17 protein-coding genes are annotated in these 17,028 nt (G+C 69.9%); 9 read left to right on the forward strand and 8 right to left on the reverse strand.

Annotation, left to right across the window (positions count from 1 at the left end; all coding sequences use genetic code 11):
- Positions 1-83: 83 nt before the first annotated feature.
- A complete protein-coding gene (locus PGH47_RS09030; RefSeq protein WP_271662981.1) occupies positions 84-707 on the reverse strand; it encodes a class I SAM-dependent methyltransferase in 624 nt (207 codons plus the stop codon).
- A gap of 141 nt (positions 708-848) precedes the next feature.
- Here PGH47_RS09030 and PGH47_RS09035 point away from each other — a divergent pair, with 141 nt between their 5' ends.
- Complete coding sequence (locus PGH47_RS09035) at positions 849-989, forward strand: hypothetical protein (protein WP_271662982.1); 141 nt, start codon at positions 849-851, stop codon at positions 987-989.
- A gap of 27 nt (positions 990-1,016) precedes the next feature.
- Here the strand turns inward: PGH47_RS09035 and PGH47_RS09040 are convergent, their stop codons facing one another.
- Positions 1,017-1,466 carry a GNAT family N-acetyltransferase gene (locus PGH47_RS09040; RefSeq protein ID WP_271662983.1) on the reverse strand — a complete coding sequence of 150 codons (450 nt, stop codon included), beginning with the start codon at positions 1,464-1,466 and terminating at the stop codon, positions 1,017-1,019.
- Positions 1,467-1,723: 257 nt separating this feature from the next.
- On the opposite strand from PGH47_RS09040, the gene PGH47_RS09045 reads away from it, so the two are divergent.
- Both PGH47_RS09045 and PGH47_RS09050 read left to right on the forward strand, forming a co-directional pair.
- Positions 1,724-2,551, forward strand: coding sequence for a DUF4436 family protein (locus PGH47_RS09045; RefSeq protein ID WP_271662984.1), 828 nt, complete (start codon positions 1,724-1,726; stop codon positions 2,549-2,551).
- Positions 2,552-3,165: 614 nt separating this feature from the next.
- Positions 3,166-3,903, forward strand: a complete 738-nt coding sequence (locus tag PGH47_RS09050; RefSeq protein ID WP_271662985.1) for a hypothetical protein — start codon at positions 3,166-3,168, stop codon at positions 3,901-3,903.
- A 50-nt stretch (positions 3,904-3,953) separates the two neighbouring features.
- On the opposite strand, the gene PGH47_RS09055 is transcribed toward PGH47_RS09050, so the two are convergent.
- Positions 3,954-4,283, reverse strand: coding sequence for a hypothetical protein (locus tag PGH47_RS09055; protein ID WP_271662986.1), 330 nt, complete (start codon positions 4,281-4,283; stop codon positions 3,954-3,956).
- 254 nt (positions 4,284-4,537) lie between these two features.
- Here PGH47_RS09055 and PGH47_RS09060 point away from each other — a divergent pair, with 254 nt between their 5' ends.
- The 4 genes from PGH47_RS09060 to PGH47_RS09075 all read left to right on the forward strand — a co-directional run bounded on the left by PGH47_RS09060 (position 4,538) and on the right by PGH47_RS09075 (position 7,730).
- Entirely contained in the window at positions 4,538-4,774 is a 237-nt protein-coding gene (locus PGH47_RS09060; protein ID WP_271662987.1) for a hypothetical protein, read from the forward strand.
- Positions 4,775-4,916: 142 nt separating this feature from the next.
- Positions 4,917-5,390 (forward strand): hypothetical protein, encoded by a 474-nt coding sequence (locus PGH47_RS09065; protein ID WP_271662988.1) that lies wholly within the window; start codon positions 4,917-4,919, stop codon positions 5,388-5,390.
- The gene (locus PGH47_RS09070; protein ID WP_271662989.1) at positions 5,387-5,998 is read left to right on the forward strand and encodes a hypothetical protein; all 612 of its coding nucleotides are present in this window, start codon (positions 5,387-5,389) and stop codon (positions 5,996-5,998) included. The genes PGH47_RS09065 and PGH47_RS09070 overlap by 4 nt, the downstream gene beginning before the upstream one ends.
- Positions 5,999-6,671: 673 nt before the next feature.
- Positions 6,672-7,730: a lytic polysaccharide monooxygenase auxiliary activity family 9 protein gene (locus PGH47_RS09075; RefSeq protein WP_271662990.1), complete on the forward strand. Its 1,059-nt coding sequence runs from the start codon at positions 6,672-6,674 to the stop codon at positions 7,728-7,730.
- Between the two features lie 79 nt (positions 7,731-7,809).
- Here PGH47_RS09075 and PGH47_RS09080 read toward each other — a convergent pair whose 3' ends face one another.
- Both PGH47_RS09080 and PGH47_RS09085 read right to left on the reverse strand, forming a co-directional pair.
- Positions 7,810-8,682: an esterase/lipase family protein gene (locus PGH47_RS09080; protein ID WP_271662991.1), complete on the reverse strand. Its 873-nt coding sequence runs from the start codon at positions 8,680-8,682 to the stop codon at positions 7,810-7,812.
- Between the two features lie 173 nt (positions 8,683-8,855).
- Positions 8,856-9,302, reverse strand: a complete 447-nt coding sequence (locus tag PGH47_RS09085) for a MarR family winged helix-turn-helix transcriptional regulator (protein WP_271662992.1) — start codon at positions 9,300-9,302, stop codon at positions 8,856-8,858.
- Between the two features lie 130 nt (positions 9,303-9,432).
- On the opposite strand from PGH47_RS09085, the gene PGH47_RS09090 reads away from it, so the two are divergent.
- Complete coding sequence (locus PGH47_RS09090; protein WP_271662993.1) at positions 9,433-9,807, forward strand: cupin domain-containing protein; 375 nt, start codon at positions 9,433-9,435, stop codon at positions 9,805-9,807.
- Positions 9,808-9,823: 16 nt separating this feature from the next.
- On the opposite strand, the gene PGH47_RS09095 is transcribed toward PGH47_RS09090, so the two are convergent.
- A complete protein-coding gene (locus PGH47_RS09095) occupies positions 9,824-10,792 on the reverse strand; it encodes a DNA polymerase Y family protein (protein ID WP_271662994.1) in 969 nt (322 codons plus the stop codon).
- Positions 10,789-14,235, reverse strand: a complete 3,447-nt coding sequence (locus PGH47_RS09100; protein ID WP_271662995.1) for a DNA polymerase III subunit alpha — start codon at positions 14,233-14,235, stop codon at positions 10,789-10,791. The genes PGH47_RS09095 and PGH47_RS09100 overlap by 4 nt, the downstream gene beginning before the upstream one ends.
- A 164-nt stretch (positions 14,236-14,399) precedes the next feature.
- On the opposite strand from PGH47_RS09100, the gene PGH47_RS09105 reads away from it, so the two are divergent.
- A complete protein-coding gene (locus PGH47_RS09105; RefSeq protein WP_271662996.1) occupies positions 14,400-15,479 on the forward strand; it encodes an ABC transporter permease in 1,080 nt (359 codons plus the stop codon).
- A 368-nt stretch (positions 15,480-15,847) separates the two neighbouring features.
- On the opposite strand, the gene PGH47_RS09110 is transcribed toward PGH47_RS09105, so the two are convergent.
- Complete coding sequence (locus PGH47_RS09110) at positions 15,848-16,930, reverse strand: S1 family peptidase (protein WP_271662997.1); 1,083 nt, start codon at positions 16,928-16,930, stop codon at positions 15,848-15,850.
- Positions 16,931-17,028 lie beyond the last annotated feature (98 nt).

A 17,028-nucleotide genomic window follows, 5' to 3' on the forward strand; every position in this document is an offset into this window, starting at 1 on the left:
GGCCGGGTTGCCGGGGGCGTCGCCGGGGACCTGCCCGAGGAGCGTGTGGCGCGGGCGATCTTCTCGATTGGGCACACCGCTCGTCAGGCCGTCGCCACCACGGCGTACCGCTCGTCGGTCACGGCCCTGCCCCACAGTGGCTCGTCGTCCGACAGGTGCTCCACCCGTACCCGGCCGGCGAGCGGCGCGAGGAGGTCGGTGAGACGGGCCGCCGGTATGCCGGCCGGGCCGGCACCGGCCACGGTGTCCCACACGCCCTCGACCAGCACGAACCGTCCTCCCGGGCGCAGCAGCCCGCGCCAGTGCCGCAGGACCCGGCCCGGGTCGGGCAGCGCCCACAGGACGTGCCGTACGAGCACCACGTCGAACCGCTCCTCCCCCACCGGAGGCGCCGCCGCGTCACCGACGAGGAACACCGCGTCACGCCCGGCGAGCTTGGCGCGGGCGAGATCGACCATCGCCGGGGACCGGTCCACCCCGGTGACGCGATGCCCCTGCTCGGCCGCGAGGAGCGACAGGCTGCCGGTGCCGCAGCCCAGGTCGAGGACGTCCGAGGCGCGGTCGGGCAGCCAGGACCGCAGCCGGGAGGCCCATGCGCGGCGGACCTCCGGGTCGCGCAGGCCGTGGTCCGGCTCGTCGTCGAAGGTGGCGGCGGCCGAGTCCCAGTCCAGGTCCGCCCCTGTGATGGCGTGTTCACCGTTCGTCATGCGGCCAAGAGTGACACCCGCCACTGACAGTCGAATCGTGACTGCCGCCACTGACAGAGCCTGGACCGATGAGTAACTCTCCCCCAACGGGTCTACCCCGGTGAGAACGCGGAACTCGGTGGGCCCCTGAAGGAGGCAGCCATGCGCCGTGCAACCGTGCAGAAGCCCCTGACGAGGCAGTCCAGCACCCGTCGCCGGGTCCAGGAGGAGGCCGAGGAGAGCCCCTCGGGACGACCCGAGGTCCGCAAGGACATCGCACGAACCTGGTGGCCGGACAGCTGAGAAACCCGGCCGGCCGTATGAGACGCGTCAGGTCAGCCGCTTGCGGTAGTGGAACCGGTCGTACGGGCCCACCGCCCGGCGCTCGACGAGCTCATAGCCGTACTTCGGGTAGATCTTCTGGTTCTCCCACATCAGGGCGTTCGTGTAGAGCCTGACCTCGGGCAGGCCGAGCGCACGCGCGCGTGCGTCCACGAAGTGCAGCAGCCGTCTCCCCACGCCCTTGCCATGGGCGTCGGGGTGCACGGCGATGCTGTCGAGGAACAGATGGTCCTCGTGCGCCTCGATCACCACGAGCCCCAGCACGGGATTCCCCGTCACGAACACCTTCCCCGCGGCCACGTCCGCCGCGTGGTCCGCCGTCATGGGCACGGGCGTCACCCCGATGCGTTCGATGTACGGCGTGTACGCGGCATCCGTCACGGCCTTCACCGCCGGCACGTCGGCGGCCGTCGCGGGCCGGATCTCCTCGGTCGTCATGGCCCGAACGCTACCCAGGCCGTTTCGGCGTGCCTATCCACAGCTCGGCGCTCGTCCCGTCCACCCCGCCTCGTCCGCATGCACGTCCTCGGACCGCCCCGTAGCGTGGATCACGTGCGTTCCGTCAACACCGCCTCGGTGGTGCCCGGGAGTCCCCTCCAAGTGCCGGGCAACCGGACCGAGTGATGCGTCCGGGCCGTCCGGCCGCACCTGCCGACTCGCCTCGCCCACGACGCTCCAGGCGGTCCGTCCCGCGTGTGCTCGTCCTCATCGCGATCCTGATCGTGGTGGCGGTGGCCGTCGGCTCGTGGCTGCAGTTCAGCGAGCGGCAGACGGCCGACACCGTGCACACCGTCGGATCCTCGGCCGCCGACCGGGTGGATGTGGAGGCCGCGGTGCAGAACGTCGACGCCGCGGGCAGAGAGCTCTTACTGAGGGTCTGGGTGACCCCGCGCGGGAGCCTCGGCGAGAAGGGCGGGGCGGCCCCGGTGGCCGACCTCAGCCTCCAGACCTCGGGGGCGACCCTCGGCGACCTGGAGTTCGCGGCGCACGAGCGGCTCGCGACGAGAGACGTGCAGGTTGCCCTCACGGGCGGATCGATCAGTGACTACCCGTTCGACACCTACGAGACCGACATCGCGTTCCGTGCGCGGATGGGCGGCGAGCAGGTGCCGGTACGGATGCTGTTCTCCAACAACGACACGCTCTTCTCGGTCTCCGCGGAGCCTGTGCCCGCCCGGCAGGAGGCCGTGGTGGCGCTGGGGCTGGCGCGATCGGGAAGCCTGCTCGTCTTCGCGGTCTTCATGATGGTGGCGATGTGGGCGCTGGCGGCGTCCGTGCTCATCGGGGCCTGGTACCTGACGACCGGCAGCGAGGGCCTGGTCTGGCCCGGCCTCGCCTGGATGGCCGCCACCCTGTTCGCCCTCGCCGCGTTCCGCAACACCGCGCCCGGCACACCCCCGATCGGCTGCGTCCTGGACTGGTTCGCCTTCCTGTGGGCCGAGTCGGTCATCGCCCTCTGCCTCGTCACCGTGGTCATCACCGGCGTCAACAAGTCCCTCCGCCAGGAAACGCGACCCACGTAGCGGCTCCGCCGCGAACCACGCCGCCCAGCGGGCTATCGACGGTCGCTCCCGATCAGCATTCGCCACGCCAGGTGAGACTCTTCAGCTCAACTCCCGTCGGAAAGGAGAGCTTGTACTCGCCCGGTCCCGGGTTGAAGTGCAGGCACCTGTCCCAGGTGCGGCCTTCGAAGACCCAGGTGGCCTGGATGTGATCGGCACCGGGGCTGGAAAGCCGTTGTTCATGATGAAGCCCACCCGCAGCGACCCGGACCAGTTGCCTTCCGTCTTCAGGATCGTCGGACCGTGGTAGCCGGAGGAGCTCCACGCGCAGACGTTTCCCGTGGGGCAGTTGAACATGATGATCTCCCCAGGACGTGACGCATGGACAGGTTCCGACCTCAGGCGCAGCAGTGGACAGAAGGCCCTCGGAGTCAGTGCCTCGAACAGTAGGCCCAGTAGGCCGCACCAGATACTTCGCATCCCTGTCAGTTGTCAGGGTCACGATGCGTGGTAGACGGTGCCGGTCTCTGCGGGGGGCCGTTGGGCCGACAGGGCGTGATCCCGGCGGTCTGTTCCAGTCCAAGCCATAAGAACTGCGTCGCTCCGTCTGTGGTCGGTGCGCTATAAACGGGCCGGTGACCTTGACTGTTGAGCGAACAGACGCACGCGCATGGCCTGATGAGCAGATGCAGGTGCTCTTCAGCGAGGGCTTCCCGGAGTTCATCACAGCCGATCGGCTGGCCAAGCAGTACATCGGCAGGATCAGGGAGTGGTTCGCCGACCTCAACCTCACGCTGGTGGACGACCACGGCATGCCTGTCGCGACCGGCTGGGGTATACCGATCCGGTGGGATGGGCGAACGGAGACACTCCCCACCGGCTACACCGAGGCCATGATCCGCGCCGTGGAGGGCCGAGAACAAGGCGTCGAACCCGACACCCTGGTGATCTGCGGAGCAATCGTCACCCCGTCTCTCAAAGGACAAGGCCTGGCCGGGGAGACACTCAAAGCACTGCGCCAACTCGCCGAGGATGCAGGATGGCCTCGCGTCATCGCACCGGTCCGCCCGACCCTGAAAGCCCGCTACCCGCTGACGTCCATCGAGGCTTTCATGAGGTGGACCCGTGAGGACGGCATGGCCCTGGATCCATGGATCCGGACGCACCAGCGTCTGGGCGCCCGCATTCTCGCAGCGGCTCCCGAGTCGCAAACCATGACCGGCACGATCGCCGAATGGGAGGGGTGGACCGGCATGGCTTTCCCCGAAACGGGTGACTACGTCATCCCTGAAGGGCTGAGCTTGCTACGGCTCGACCACTCCGCTGATCAGGGCACCTACGTAGAGCCCAACATCTGGATGCAGCACATCTGAGCTGACTGTCGTCGGCTGACGTATAGGCACCGGCACTTCGCCAGCTCTGTTCAGTGCGAGGGCGCGAAGCCGGCGGACTGGTCGAGGTGGAACGCGGGGCCCGGAGCCGTCGGAGTCCAACCCTCGCGCAGGGCAAGCCGAACAGCCGAGGCAACACCGGACGGCAGCACTGGCTCAGCCTCACGGCCGATCCAGTTACTCGGGTGCGGCTGGTCGGTGGTGACCACAAGCGTCATGCCCGGGGTGTCCGCATGCTCGACCGCGAACGTGCACGGCGACCAGGCAAGCCCCTGGAAGTACGTCGGCCTGCCTCGCAACCGCCAGCGGTAGGCCGTGCCGTCGACAACGACCCGTCGTGATCCCTTGCGGACCAACGCCATGGCTCCCCCCTCAACAGCGAAGATGCTAGCGAGCCCGGGCCCCGCAGTCCGTCTCAGTTTCCGTCTCATTCAGCGCCGTTCACGGCCGTTCAGGCGGGACCGAAGCCGGTAGTAGCTCTCGTTCCCGACCGCCCACGAACCAAGGTGAACGTCCCTGTCCGAGGGTCCCGAGGCCACCACCACAGTTGGAAAGCGTGTTGGTCACGGAAGCCAGAGCCCAGCACACCGTCAGTCGCGGCAGCCAGGTTGAGGGCGTGGACGAGGAAGCGATCACCATCAGGCTCACGCGCGATCAAGCCTTCGTGCTGTCGGACTGGCTCTACCAAGTCATGTTCCAGTCCGACGATCTTGAGGGGATCGTTTCATGCCCGACTACGGCCTACGCCTTGAAGCCGCCAAGGAGCGTCTCCGCGCTGATCTGTAAGGCGGAGTCGGCGAGTCGACGGCACCAGGCCAAGCCGCGACCGACGCACCACAAGCGCACCAGATAGAGCGGGGAACAGCGGGGAACCACGGCGCCACTAAGAGGCCGTGGTGGAGTGGTTCGGGATTCGTGGATTGGCCTATATAGAACACCAGTTCGTCTCAAGGGTGCCTGTCAGAGCAGACTCCGACATGATGTGCTCAGCAACCATGAAGAGGATCACCGCGATAGCGACGACCGCCCTGACCACAGCGGCCCTGCTGTCCGGAGCTGCGCCCAGTGCGTCGGCCCTGCATCCGGCCCAGCCGAACCCTTGGGACCACCGAGCCAAATGCAACCAGACCGACGCTGACGGACGCAAAATTCCCACGCGGTACGGCAATTCGGACTTCGGCTGGAACCACTTCACCCACCGCCACAACATCAAGACCTGTCGGATCGTCAACGCCGCCATGGAAGGCAACCCCGACCGCGACGACCACCACGGGCGCCTGGAATACGATGGCGACGCCATCAGGACCGGCCCCAATCCCGCGCACGTCAAGTACGTCGTCATCGTCCAGTACTCGCGCAAGACCAAGGACGGGAAATACGACGCGGGCAGGGGACAGAAGATCGGCGTCATCAACGCGTTCTGCCGTAACCAACCACACAACAAGTGCCCCGCATGGATGAACCAGTGACAGACCCCGAGGACCGCGAGCAGCAGGCGGCCGTCTGCCGCCTGCTGCTGTACTACCTGAACGCACCCATGGCTGAAGGCTGCCGCCTGCGGGGCGTCTTGCCCGCCCCCAGTGCCGTACGGATCGCCATCCACGCCGGAGACGACGCGACCGGCCGGACCTTCCTGTACGAAATCCCCAACGACAGGGTGGCCCCCGCCTACGTCCCCGGCATGCTGCGCACCGTCCTGGCCGGAACCCAGTACTACAGCAACAACGACATCAGCGACGCCATGGGGATGACCGTCATCCGCCTCCGCCCGGAGGAGATCGCCCTGGACCCGGAGCCCGAACAGGGCCAAGCGCTCACCGTCCTGCGCGCCCTGTCCGACCCGGGCGACGACGAGAACCCGTTCTTGATCGGCTTCTTGATGCATGGCGACAACCTGATGCGCCTCTATGTACAGCGCTCCGACCGCCCCGGCATCATCGGCGCCGACATCCGCCTGGCCCAAGCGTCCACCGCGTTGATCGCTTCGCTCTCCACCCTCATCGAGGAAGTGCAGTACCAGCTTCCGGCCCCGGAGGACCCGCACTGCGATCTCCTCGTAGACCTGACCGACTGGTAGGGCTGTCGCTGGGCCCAGTACTTTCGCCAGTCGGTCTGGGCACCCCCGATTCGCGACGGATCGGCAGCGCACTTCACCGCGACCACTCAGCCATCGCCGAGCTGCTCGTTGCGGCGCACCCTTGATCGCATGGCTGAGGCCGATGGGGGTGCAGGTGACACGCGCGGCTGCTCGGTCGGCCGGGCTGAGTCATGACTGACTGACTGTCTTCGGCTGAGCTTCAGACTGGTTGCAGCGATGGTGCCGGCCGTCTGCCGAACACGCCGAAGTTGGGCCGTCTCTGGGCCGTCCGAGTCGCTCATCGGTGGCCAATGACGACCAACGATGACCGCCAGGCCGACGACCCTATCGGCCCTGAGCAGCGAATACGCAAGTCATCAGGATCCCCGACAACACCCAGGGCAGGGAGACGCTGGGAGCCAGTCCGGGAGCCAACTGAGGCGTTCGACGGCGGACGGACACGGACGGTCGCGTACAGGTGGAGGCGCTCGGAAGCAGGTCAGAGGAGGGCTTGCCCTCCCTCTTCCTGAGCCCCTGGTTAGCCGTACCTTAAGGCGACCCTAAAGATCGCCATCACCCGTCTCCAGCAGGCGAATTCGAGGGTCTCTCGGGCTAGTTTCTGATCGCCCCCACGGGATTCACCCCATGCATCAGGCCCTCGAGGAGACCTTCCATGTCCGCACGCCGCAAGGCCGCCGCCGTCACCGCTCTCGGCCTGACCCCGCTCGCGCTGACCGCCCTCGCCGCCGCGCCCGCCTCGGCGCACGGCTCGATGGGCGACCCGGTCAGCCGGGTCTCGCAGTGCTACGCGGAGGGCCCCGAGAGCCCGAAGTCCGACGCGTGCAAGGCGGCGGTCGCGGCGGGCGGCACGCAGGCTCTCTACGACTGGAACGGCATACGGATCGGCGACGCCGCCGGCCGGCACCAGGAGCTGATCCCGGACGGCAAGCTGTGCAGCGCGAACAGCGAGGAGTTCAAGGGCCTGGACCTGGCCCGCGCCGACTGGCCGGCGACGAGCGTGAGCAGCGGGTCGTACACCTTCAAGTACCGCGTGACCGCCCCGCACAAGGGCACCTTCAAGGTGTACATCACCAAGGCGGGCTACGACCCCGCGAAGCCGCTGGCCTGGGGCGACCTGGATCTGTCGAACCCGGTGGCGACGGTCACCGACCCGGCGGCGTCGGGCGGCTTCTACACGTTCTCCGGCACCCTGCCGCAGCGCTCCGGCAAGCAGCTGCTGTACGCGGTCTGGCAGCGCTCGGACAGCCCGGAGGCGTTCTACTCCTGCTCGGACGTCACCTTCGGCGGCGCGAGCGGCGGGGGCACCGGCAACTCCGACAGCACCGGCGACTCCGACAGCACCGGCGACTCCGACAGCACCGGCAGTGGCGACTCCGACACCGACGCGTCCGCCGCCCCCAGCGCCTCCGCGCCCTCCGAGGAGCAGATCGAGGCCGGTGCCGACCAGTCGACGATCGAGCACCACGGCCACGGCGACCAGGACGCCAGTACATCGGCGGAGCCGGCCGCGGCGGCCGAGGACGACGCGTCCACCGCCCCGGCCAACCGGCCGAAGGCGGCCGGCGCCACCGAGAACCTGGCCGAGACCGGCGGGGACAGCAGCACGGCGTATCTCGCGATGGGTGGTGCGGCGACGCTGGCGCTGGGTTCGGCGGTGCTGTTCGCCTCGGTGCGCCGGCGGGCGGCGGCCGGCGGGCGGCACGGCCGCTGACGACAAGGACTCCGGGGCCTGAACGGCGGCTCAGGCCGGTCAGGCCCCGGCGGTGTGTCCCGGTCCAGCGCTCAGTCGCTCAACTGAACACGGACGCGCAGGTGGTGGGGCGGGCGTGGGCGGGGTCGAGCGCGTTGGCCACCTCGTGGAAGGCGATCCGGTCGGTGATGCCGATGAGCGCGTGCTCGGAGATGTCGACGGCGCACAGGTCCTGGATCAGGACGTTCTTCACGTCGGGCCCGGTCAGGAACTGGGTCCGCCACGGCGTGACCACCTCGTCGTACTTGGTGGCGATGACCGTGTAGCGCACACCGGGGACGGTGTCGCCGCCCGCGTTGAGCTTGGTCATGAAGTCGGATCCGACGACCTGCTGGGCGAGGGCGGGGGTCGCGGCGCTGAGCAGGTCCTCCGCGCCGGGGAAGTACGGCAGCAGGTTGGCGAGCCCCGACAGGGTGGTGCCGTGGTTGTTGGGCGCGATGCCGACAAGTGCGTTCACCTTGCCGGCACCGCCGAGGAACTTGAGGTAGTAGCGGGGCATCATGCCGCCCTGCGAGTGGCCGACGAGGTCGGCCTCGGCGGCACCGGTCGCGGCGAGCACCTTGTCGACATAGGCGGACAGTTGCTCCGCCGACTTGTCGATGGGCCCGAGGGCGTGGAAGAACGGCACGCCCGGCAGCTGGCCGTAGTCGAGGGAGAAGACGCAGTAGCCGCGGTCCTTCAAGTAGGGCGCGAGCCCCAGCCAGTTGTCTACGGAGTTGGCGAAGGTTCCGTGGACGAGGACGACGGGGCGGGGGTGGGCGGCGGACGGCTTGCAGGAGTAGTCGTTCCAGCCGCTGCTGGGGGCCGCTGCCGTTTCAGCGGCCTGGGCGGTGGTGGCGGCGGGAACGACGGCGACCGCGGCAGTCAGGAGCAGTGCGGCCAGCGGTCTGAGCACTCGTTTCCAGGGCAGCATCGTGTGATCTCCTTGCGGCTCAAGGGAGGTGCGACGGCCTTACGCCCTGTGATCCGGATCACGAGGATGCTGTTCACTCGTCAAGTTACGGGCGAGTAGCAGACGTGTGAAGTTACGCGTCAGTAAAAACTTCCAGTGATAGTCAGAGGTGCACTGCATCTACTGATGAACCGTCACCAGGCAGGCCTGATAGGGCCATTGGGCGCGATGCTCGCCAATTGCCCCAACAGCGCCCGCACCTGCGCCTCGCCCAGCACATCGGCCCACCCCCGGACGGCATCGGCGGCCGCCTCCTCGGCGGCACGGGTGCAGGCCCAGCCCCGCTCGGTCAGCACGACCAGGCGGGCCCGCGCGTCATCGGGGTGCGGCCGGCGCTCGGCGTACCCCTTGCGCACGATCTCGTCCACGAGCTGACTCGCGGCCTGCTTGGTCACACCGAGATGGACGGCGAGGTCGGTGGCGGTGGCCCCGGCCGGGGCGAGCCGGGCGAAGGCGAAACCGTGCGCGGGCCTGACCCCCTCGAAGCCCCGGGCGACCACGCCGTCATTGATGCGCTGCGTGAGTTCGCCGGCGACGGCGAGCAGGGCGGCGGACAGGGCCATGGCTTCGGAGTTCTGCACGCAGGCATTGAAACACCCTTGACGGATCGGTCAAGCAGCTTGACCATAGGCTCATATAGTCAAGCAGCTTGACCACTTTCCCGAGTTCGACCATCCTCCCGAGTTCGACCACCTTCCCGAGGAGACACCCATGCCCGTGATCCGAGCGTCCGAGGCCGTCACCCACGAGATCCACGGCGCCCGTTTCGTCTCGTACGCCGCCCCCGGCACCGGCAGCAAGGAGCTCTGCGCCTGGCGCGGCGAGATACCGGCCGGGACCAAGGCGCCCGCCCACACCGTCAACCGGGAGGAGATCCTGCACCTTCTCGACGGCGAGCTGCTGGTCACGCTCGACGACCGCACCGATCGGATCACCGCGGGCGACACCCTGATCATCAACCCGGGCGCGACCCTGACCGTCGAGAACCCGACCGGGCGGACCGCCGTCACCTGGGTCACCACGTCCATCGGCCTGACCGCGGAGCTGGCCGACGGCACGCTCATCACGCCGCCGTGGGCCAACTGACCCGCGCGCGAGGGGACTACGCGGCGAGCGACCCCGGCATCACCGCATGCGGCCCGAACTTCGCCCGCGCGCGGTCCGCGACCTCCTCGATACGGCGGGCCTTCTCGTCGAGCGGGTCGAAGGTGAGCTGGTAGGAGGCCTGCTCGGCGGGGTCGAGGCCCTCGGCGCGCAGGGCGAGGGCCCGGACGCGGGCGCGCTGGAGACCGAGGGCCTCGTACATGCCGTACGCCGCCCTGGTCAGCGCCGCCGAGTGGGCCGTCGGTTCCTTCAGGGTGCGGCTGCGGGTCGTCGAGGAGCGGTCGGCGTAGCGGACGGTGAGGGTCAGGGTGCGGCAGACCTTGTCCAGGGCGCGCAGCCGGGCGCCCAGCTCCTCGGCGGCCGACAGCAGGGCGCGGCGGTGCCGGTCGGGGTCCAGCTCGTCGCGGGTGAAGGGGCGCTCGGTGGCCAGCGACCGCGACACGCCGTCCGGGACGACCCGGCCCCGGTCGATTCCGCTCGCCTTCTCGCGCAGCTCGCGGCCGGCCTTCGCGCCGATCAGCCGCTGGAGCGTGGACAGCGGGGCGGTGGCGACCAGGCCGAGGGTGTCGAGGCCGTACTCGCACAGGGTGCGGGCGGTCGCTGCACCGACGCCGGGCAGCGCGGCGACGGGCTTGTCGGCGAGGAACTCCGTGGCGGCGTCCTCGGGAACCGCACACGTCACTCCGGGCCGCGCCTCCCCCAGCGCCACGCGGGCCAGCATCGGCCCCGGCCCGGCGCCGATCGCGCAGTCGACCCCGTGATGGGCGAGGGCGCGCACCCGGATCACCGACGCGAGCTCGACCGCGTCCCGCCCGAAGTACCGCTCGGCCCCCCGCAGATCGGCCAGCGCCGCATCCGGTGGCAACGCCTGGACGACCGGCGTGAAGTCCTCCAGCAGCCCGAGCAGCCCCGGCAGGGCCGCCTCGTGCGCAGGCGGCAGCTGGAAACGTACGCAGAGGATGGTCATCCCGCACTCCCCGGACTCTGGTGCCACAACTTCCGTACCTGTGAAGGCTCTTGACCCGCCGGTCGTAGATCGGCCCACGGGTTCAGTTCGTATCCTGTGGGCATTTGGATTCGCCGGCCGCGTGCCGGATCCCCGTCGTCCCCCTCCGGCGCCGCCACCGGCTCCGCCAGCCGGGCTGCCACCACGTCCAGGCCGCCCTCGGCACGCAGCTCGATCAGCTCGGCGAGGTTCCAGGCGGCGGATCCCACCACGCTCAGACTGCGCGGCCCGCGCCGCTGCACCACGCCCCGCACCAGCAGCAGCCAGGAGTGGAAGACGGTGTGGGCACACGCATCGTGCGAGTCGTCGAAGAAGGCGAGGTCCACCAGCCCCGTCCCGTCGTCCAGGGTGCTGAAGATGACCCGCTTGCCGGACCGGATCGGCGGCGTCTGGGTGGCCGCCTTGGCGCCCGCGACCAGCACGCTCTCGCCGTGCCCGGCATCGCGCAGCCGTCGCGCCGACACGACGCCCAGCTCGTCGAGGAACGCCCGGTGGTCGTCCATCAGATTGCGTGAGGCGTCCATGGACAGCACTCCCAGCTCGGCACTGAGCCGCTCCGCCGAGGTGAGGTCGGGCAGCCCGGCCGCGGCGGTCTTCCGTCCGCCGGCCAGCGGGAGCTGCCCGCCGCCACCGCTGCGGGCGCCCCGGTGCAGTTCGGTCAGATGCAGTTGCAGATCACGCCGGTTGGCCCCGAAGGCGTCCAGCGCGCCGACCTGCGCGAGCCGCTGGGCCAGCGGACGGCTGGGCCGCGCCCGCTCCCAGAAGTCGAGCAGCGAGGCGTACGGCTGCCCGTCCGCGACCCGTGCCGCCTCGGCCTCACTGATCCCGTGCACGTCGGAGAGGGCGAGCCGCAGTCCCCACACCTTTCGCGAGCTCTTCGACTCCCCGGATTCAGACACCAGTTCGATACGGTGTGCGACTCCCGACGCGTTCACGTCCAACGGCAGGATCGGCACCCCACGCCGCCGCGCGTCCGCCAGCAGCAGCCGCTTCGGATACATCCCGGGGTCGTGCGTGAGCAGCCCCGCGTAGAAGGCGGCCGGATGATGGGCCTTCAGCCAGGCCGACTGATAGGTCGGCACGGCGAAGGCGACCGCGTGCGCCTTGCAGAAGCCGTACGACCCGAAGGCCTCGACGATCTCCCAGGTCCGCCCGATGGTCTCCGCGTCGTACCCCTTGGCCGCCGCGTGCTGCGCGAACCACACCCGGATCCGCCCCTGCGACTCGGGATCGGACAGCCCGCGCCGCACCCGGTCGGCCTCGTCCCGCCCGCAGCCGGTCATGATGTGCACGATGTCGATGATCTGCTCGTGGAAGACGACGACCCCGTACGTCTCCCGCAGCGGCCCCTGAAGATCCTTGTGCGGATAGCGCACGGGCGCCCGCCCGTGCCGCGCCTCGATGAACGGCCGCACCATGTCGGCGGCGACCGGCCCGGGCCGGAAGAGCGAGATGTCGACGACGAGGTCGTGGAAGGTGGCCGGCTGGAGCCGCCCCACCAGATCCCGTTGCCCCGGCGACTCGATCTGGAAGCAGCCCAGCGTCTCGGCGGACCGGACCAGCCGGTACGTGGCGGGATCCCCGTCCGCCACCCCGTCCAGGTCGACCCGCTCCCCCGTGGCCCGCTCCACCTCCGCGACCGCGTGCGCCATCGCCGACTGCATCCGTACGCCCAGCACGTCGAGCTTGAGCAGCCCGAGGTCCTCGACGTCGTCCTTGTCGAACTGCGACATGGGGAAGCCCTCGCCGCTGGTCGGCATGACCGGCGTACGGGAGAGCAGGGAGGCGTCCGACAGCAGCACCCCGCACGGATGCATGGCGATACCGCGCGGCAGGGCGTCCAGCGCCTCGACCAGCTCCCACAGCTTGCCGTACCGCTCCCGCTCCCCGGCCAGTTGCCGCAGCTCGGGCAGTTCCTCCAGCGCGGCGCGGGCGTCGCGGGCCCGGATGTGCGGGAAGGACTTGGCGATCCGGTCGATGTCGGCGGGGTCCATGGACAGAGCCGCACCCACGTCCCGTACCGCGTGCCGCACCCGATAGGTCTCCGGCATGGAGACGGTCGCGACCCGCTCGGTCCCGAACCGGTCGATGATCGCCCGGTAGACCTCCAGCCGCCGAGCGGACTCCACATCGATGTCGATGTCGGGCAGCACCGGCCGGCGCTTGGACAGGAAGCGCTCCATCAGCAGCCCGTGCTCCACGGGATCGGCGTGCGCGATGCCGAGCAGATGGTTGACGAGCGACCCCGCACCGGACCCACGGGCGGCCACCCGAATCCCCATCCCCCTCACGTCATCCACGACTTGGGCGACCGTCAGGAAGTAGGAGGCGAACCCGTGGTGGGCGATGATGTCCAGCTCCTGATGCACCCGCTCCCAGTACGCCCGCCGCCCGTCGTAGCCGCGCAGCACCATGCCCGCCACCGCCCGCGAGGCGAGCGCCCGCTGCGCGCTGCGCCGCCCGGCGCCGACGAGATGCGGTTCGGGGAAGTGGACGGTGCCGATGCCGAGGTCGTCCTCGGGATCGACGAGACACTCGGCAGCCGTCGCCCCGGTCTGCTCCAGCAGCCGGTACCCGGTGTCACGCCGGAACCCCGCGGCCTCGACGACCCGCTCGGCGACCCGCGCCATGTCCCCGGCACCTTTGAGCCAGGCCTCACCGGAGTCCAGTTCCTTGGTGGAGTCGATGGGCACGAGCCGGCGCGCGGCGTCCAGCACATCGGCGACCGGCCCGAGGCCCGGGTCGGCATAGCGGACGGCATTGCTCAGCACGGGCCGCAGCTGCTGCTCGGCGGCGAAGCCGACGGTACGGGCGGCCAGCCGCAGCGACCCCGGACCGGTGCCCTTGCGCCCGTGCCACACGGCCTCCAGGCGCAGGGAGTCGCCGTAGATCTCCCGCCAGGGCACGAGCAGCCGGGCCGCGCGATCGGGCCGGCCGGCGGCGAGCGCGCGTCCGACGTCGGAGTCGGGCCCGAGCAGGACGATCAGGCCGTCCCCCCGGTTGTCCTCCCGGGGCAGCATCGGCGGCCCCTCCCCACCATGCGCCGCCGAAACGATTCGGCACAGATCGCCCCACCCCCGGGCCCCGTCCCGCCCGAGAAAGGTGACCCGAGGAGTCGACTCATCGACAAAGGCCCCACCTCGCACCGGAGCCCGCCGCCGCCCCGCACCCTCCCCCGAGAGCCCGAACCCCTCCACGGCCAGCTCCACACCGAACAGCGGCCGCACGCCCGCCGCCGCACACGCCTTGGCGAACCGAACCGCGCCCCCGAGCGAGTCCCGATCGGTGAGCGCCAGCGCATCCATCCCCCGCTCGGAGGCACGCTCGGCCAGCCGCTCCGGGTGCGAGGCGCCGTACCTCAGGGAGAACCCGGAGGCGGTGTGCAGATGCGCGAAGCCCGACACACGCACCTCCCGCGCCAGCGAGTCCGAGCCATCACTCGAACATCAGTTCCCAACTCTCCCACCTCCACCATAGACCATTCCGGGACCGTTATCGAACACTCGTACGACATCCGTTCGGCCGCCTCCCACCTGCGCAAACACTCGTCGACCCGGACGGTGGGGGCATGACGCAGACCCCCGGCGCCGACACTCCCCACCCTTCCTTCCTGGCCGAGGTGAAGGACGCCGTCACGCCCCGGGCCACGATCCTGGTGACCGGCACGGTGGTCCTCGCCCTGCTCTTCATCGCCTCCTATGTGGGCGCCCTCCACGACCCGAAACCCAAGAACGTGCCCTTGGGAGTAGTGGCCCCCGAGGTGGCCGCCCAGCAGACGGTGGACCGACTGGAGAACCTGCCCGGCAACCCGCTGGACCCCCGCGCCCTGCCCGACGTGGAGACGGCCCGCGACCAGATCCTGGACCGGGAGATCGACGGCGCCCTGGTGATCGACCCGACCACCACCACGGACACCCTCCTGGTGGCCACCGGAGGCGGCAGAGCACTGGCCGCCACCCTGGAGTCCCTGGTAACCGCCTTGGAAAGATCCGAGGCCCGCACCCTCCGCATTGTCGACGTGGCCCCTGCCGACCGCCATGACGCCAACGGCCTGACCTCCTTCTACGTGACCGTGGGCTGGTGCGTCGGCGGCTACCTCTGCGCGTCGATCATCACGATCAGCTCGGGCGCCCGCCGCCCCACCCTGAGACGCTCGGTGATCCGCCTCATCGTCATGGCCCTGGTGGCCGCCGTAGCCGGCCTGGGCGGCGCCCTGATCGTCGGCCCCATCCTGGGTGCACTGCCCGGCAGCATCGCCGCCCTCTGGGGCGTGGGCACCCTGATCGTCTTCGCCGTGGGCGCGACCACCTTCGCCTTTCAGGCCGTCTTCGGCATGGCCGGAATCGGCTTGGTGATCCTGATCGTGGTGATCCTGGGCAACCCGAGCGCGGGCGGAGCCCTGCCACCCCCACTGCTCCCCCCGTTCTGGCACGACATCGGCCCGGCCCTACCCCCCGGCGCGGGCACCTGGACAACCCGCTCGGTCGCCTACTTCAAGGGCAACGACACGACCGGCTCCCTACTGGTCCTCTCGGCCTGGGCAGTCGCAGGAGCGGCGATCACCCTCCTGGCGGCGGCGCTGCGCGGCAAGGACCGAACGCCGAAGGAACCTGCCACACCGGGTCCGACGGCGACTGCGGGCCCGTAGCGGCTGATCGCGCAGTTCCCCGCGCCCCTAAAGGCAGGGGGTTGCCATCGCCCCGCGCCGAGACGTGACCGCAAGCGTCACAACCGTTCGCGCAGTTCCCCGCGCCCCTACGGAGCCGCAGTCGCCCACGGCGGCAAGGGGACGTGCCGGGGGGTGTCCGCCCGCAGCGGCGGGCGTCAACAAACAGCACCCCCCTGACGCCGGCAACCGCCCGACCGAGGACGGACACCCCCCGGCACGGCCCCGACCCACCCCCACCCGCAGGCGCTACCCGCACCCCCACTCGGCGCAACGGGCCGCCGCAGGCATCACGAACGCGAAAGCCCCGCCCCCACAACCAGGGACGGGACTCCGCAAAGCTACGTACGTCAGCCGATCTCAGTACCCGTGGCAGACAGCGCCTCGGTCACCGGCTGGAAGAACGTCTCCCCACCGGAGGTGCAGTCACCACTGCCCCCGGAGGTGAGCCCGATCGCCTTGTCACCGGAGAACAGCGAACCACCACTGTCACCCGGCTCGGCGCACACGTCGGTCTGGATCAGCCCGTTGACGATGTCACCGTTGCCATAGTTCACGGTGGCGTCGAGCCCGGTCACCTTGCCGTCGTGCACCTGCGTGGTCGACCCGCTACGAGTGACCTCCATACCGACAGTGGCCTCCGCGGCCCCGCTGATCGCCTGAGCGGACCCGTTGTAGAGGTTCACCTCACTCGGGTGCTCGACCTCGGCCGTGTACTTGACCAGCCCGTAGTCGTTGTCCGGGAAGCTGGACGACTCGTTCGACCCGATCTGCGTCCCGTTGGAGTCCGACCAGTCCTTGATGCTCTCGGTGCAGTGCCCGGCGGTCAGGAAGAACGGCTCGCCGCCCTTGACCACGTTGAAGCCGAGCGAGCAACGCCCGCTGCCACCGGTGATCGCGTCACCACCCGCGACGAAGGGCTTGTACTCCCCCTTCGACCGCTTCAGTTCCGCCTTGGCGCCCAGCCCGTCGACGACCTTGCCGAGCTTGGCCCACTCGGCCTCGGACACCGTCCGGTCGGCGGTGACGACGACTCTGTTCGTCGCCGGGTCCGTCACCCACGCGGTGCCGGGAATGGTCGCGTCCTGCTTCAGCGTCGTACGCGCGCTCTTCAACTCGGCCAGCGAGTTCTCGACGACCCGGGCCTTGGCGCCGGCCGCCTCGACGGCGTCCGCGGCGGCCTCGTCGAGCACGTTCACCACAAGGCTCTTGGCCTGCGCGTCGTAGTACGAGCCCGCGGCATCGCCGCCCAGGTCCTTGACCAGCGTCGAGGCGAGCTTTCCGGCCGCGGAGACCGACAGGGTCTTCGGCGCGGAAGTCTCGGGCGTCTCGCTGGCGTTCGCAGTCTGCAAGGTCACGCCCGCGGCAACCAGCGCGGCGATACCCGCACCTGCCACGGCTGCCCGTCGCTTGGGTATGCGTCGGTGCTTCAACTCACGTCCTCCTGTGGGGGGTCGGCCGGAGAGGTTGTGGGGACCTCGCCGAACCGGAAGGCGTACGGCCACGGGGACGGCTCACAACAAAAGCCGCG

Origin of the sequence: Streptomyces sp. HUAS 31 (assembly GCF_028198125.1) — a bacterium.
In the GTDB taxonomy this organism is placed as follows: domain Bacteria; phylum Actinomycetota; class Actinomycetes; order Streptomycetales; family Streptomycetaceae; genus Streptomyces; species Streptomyces chartreusis.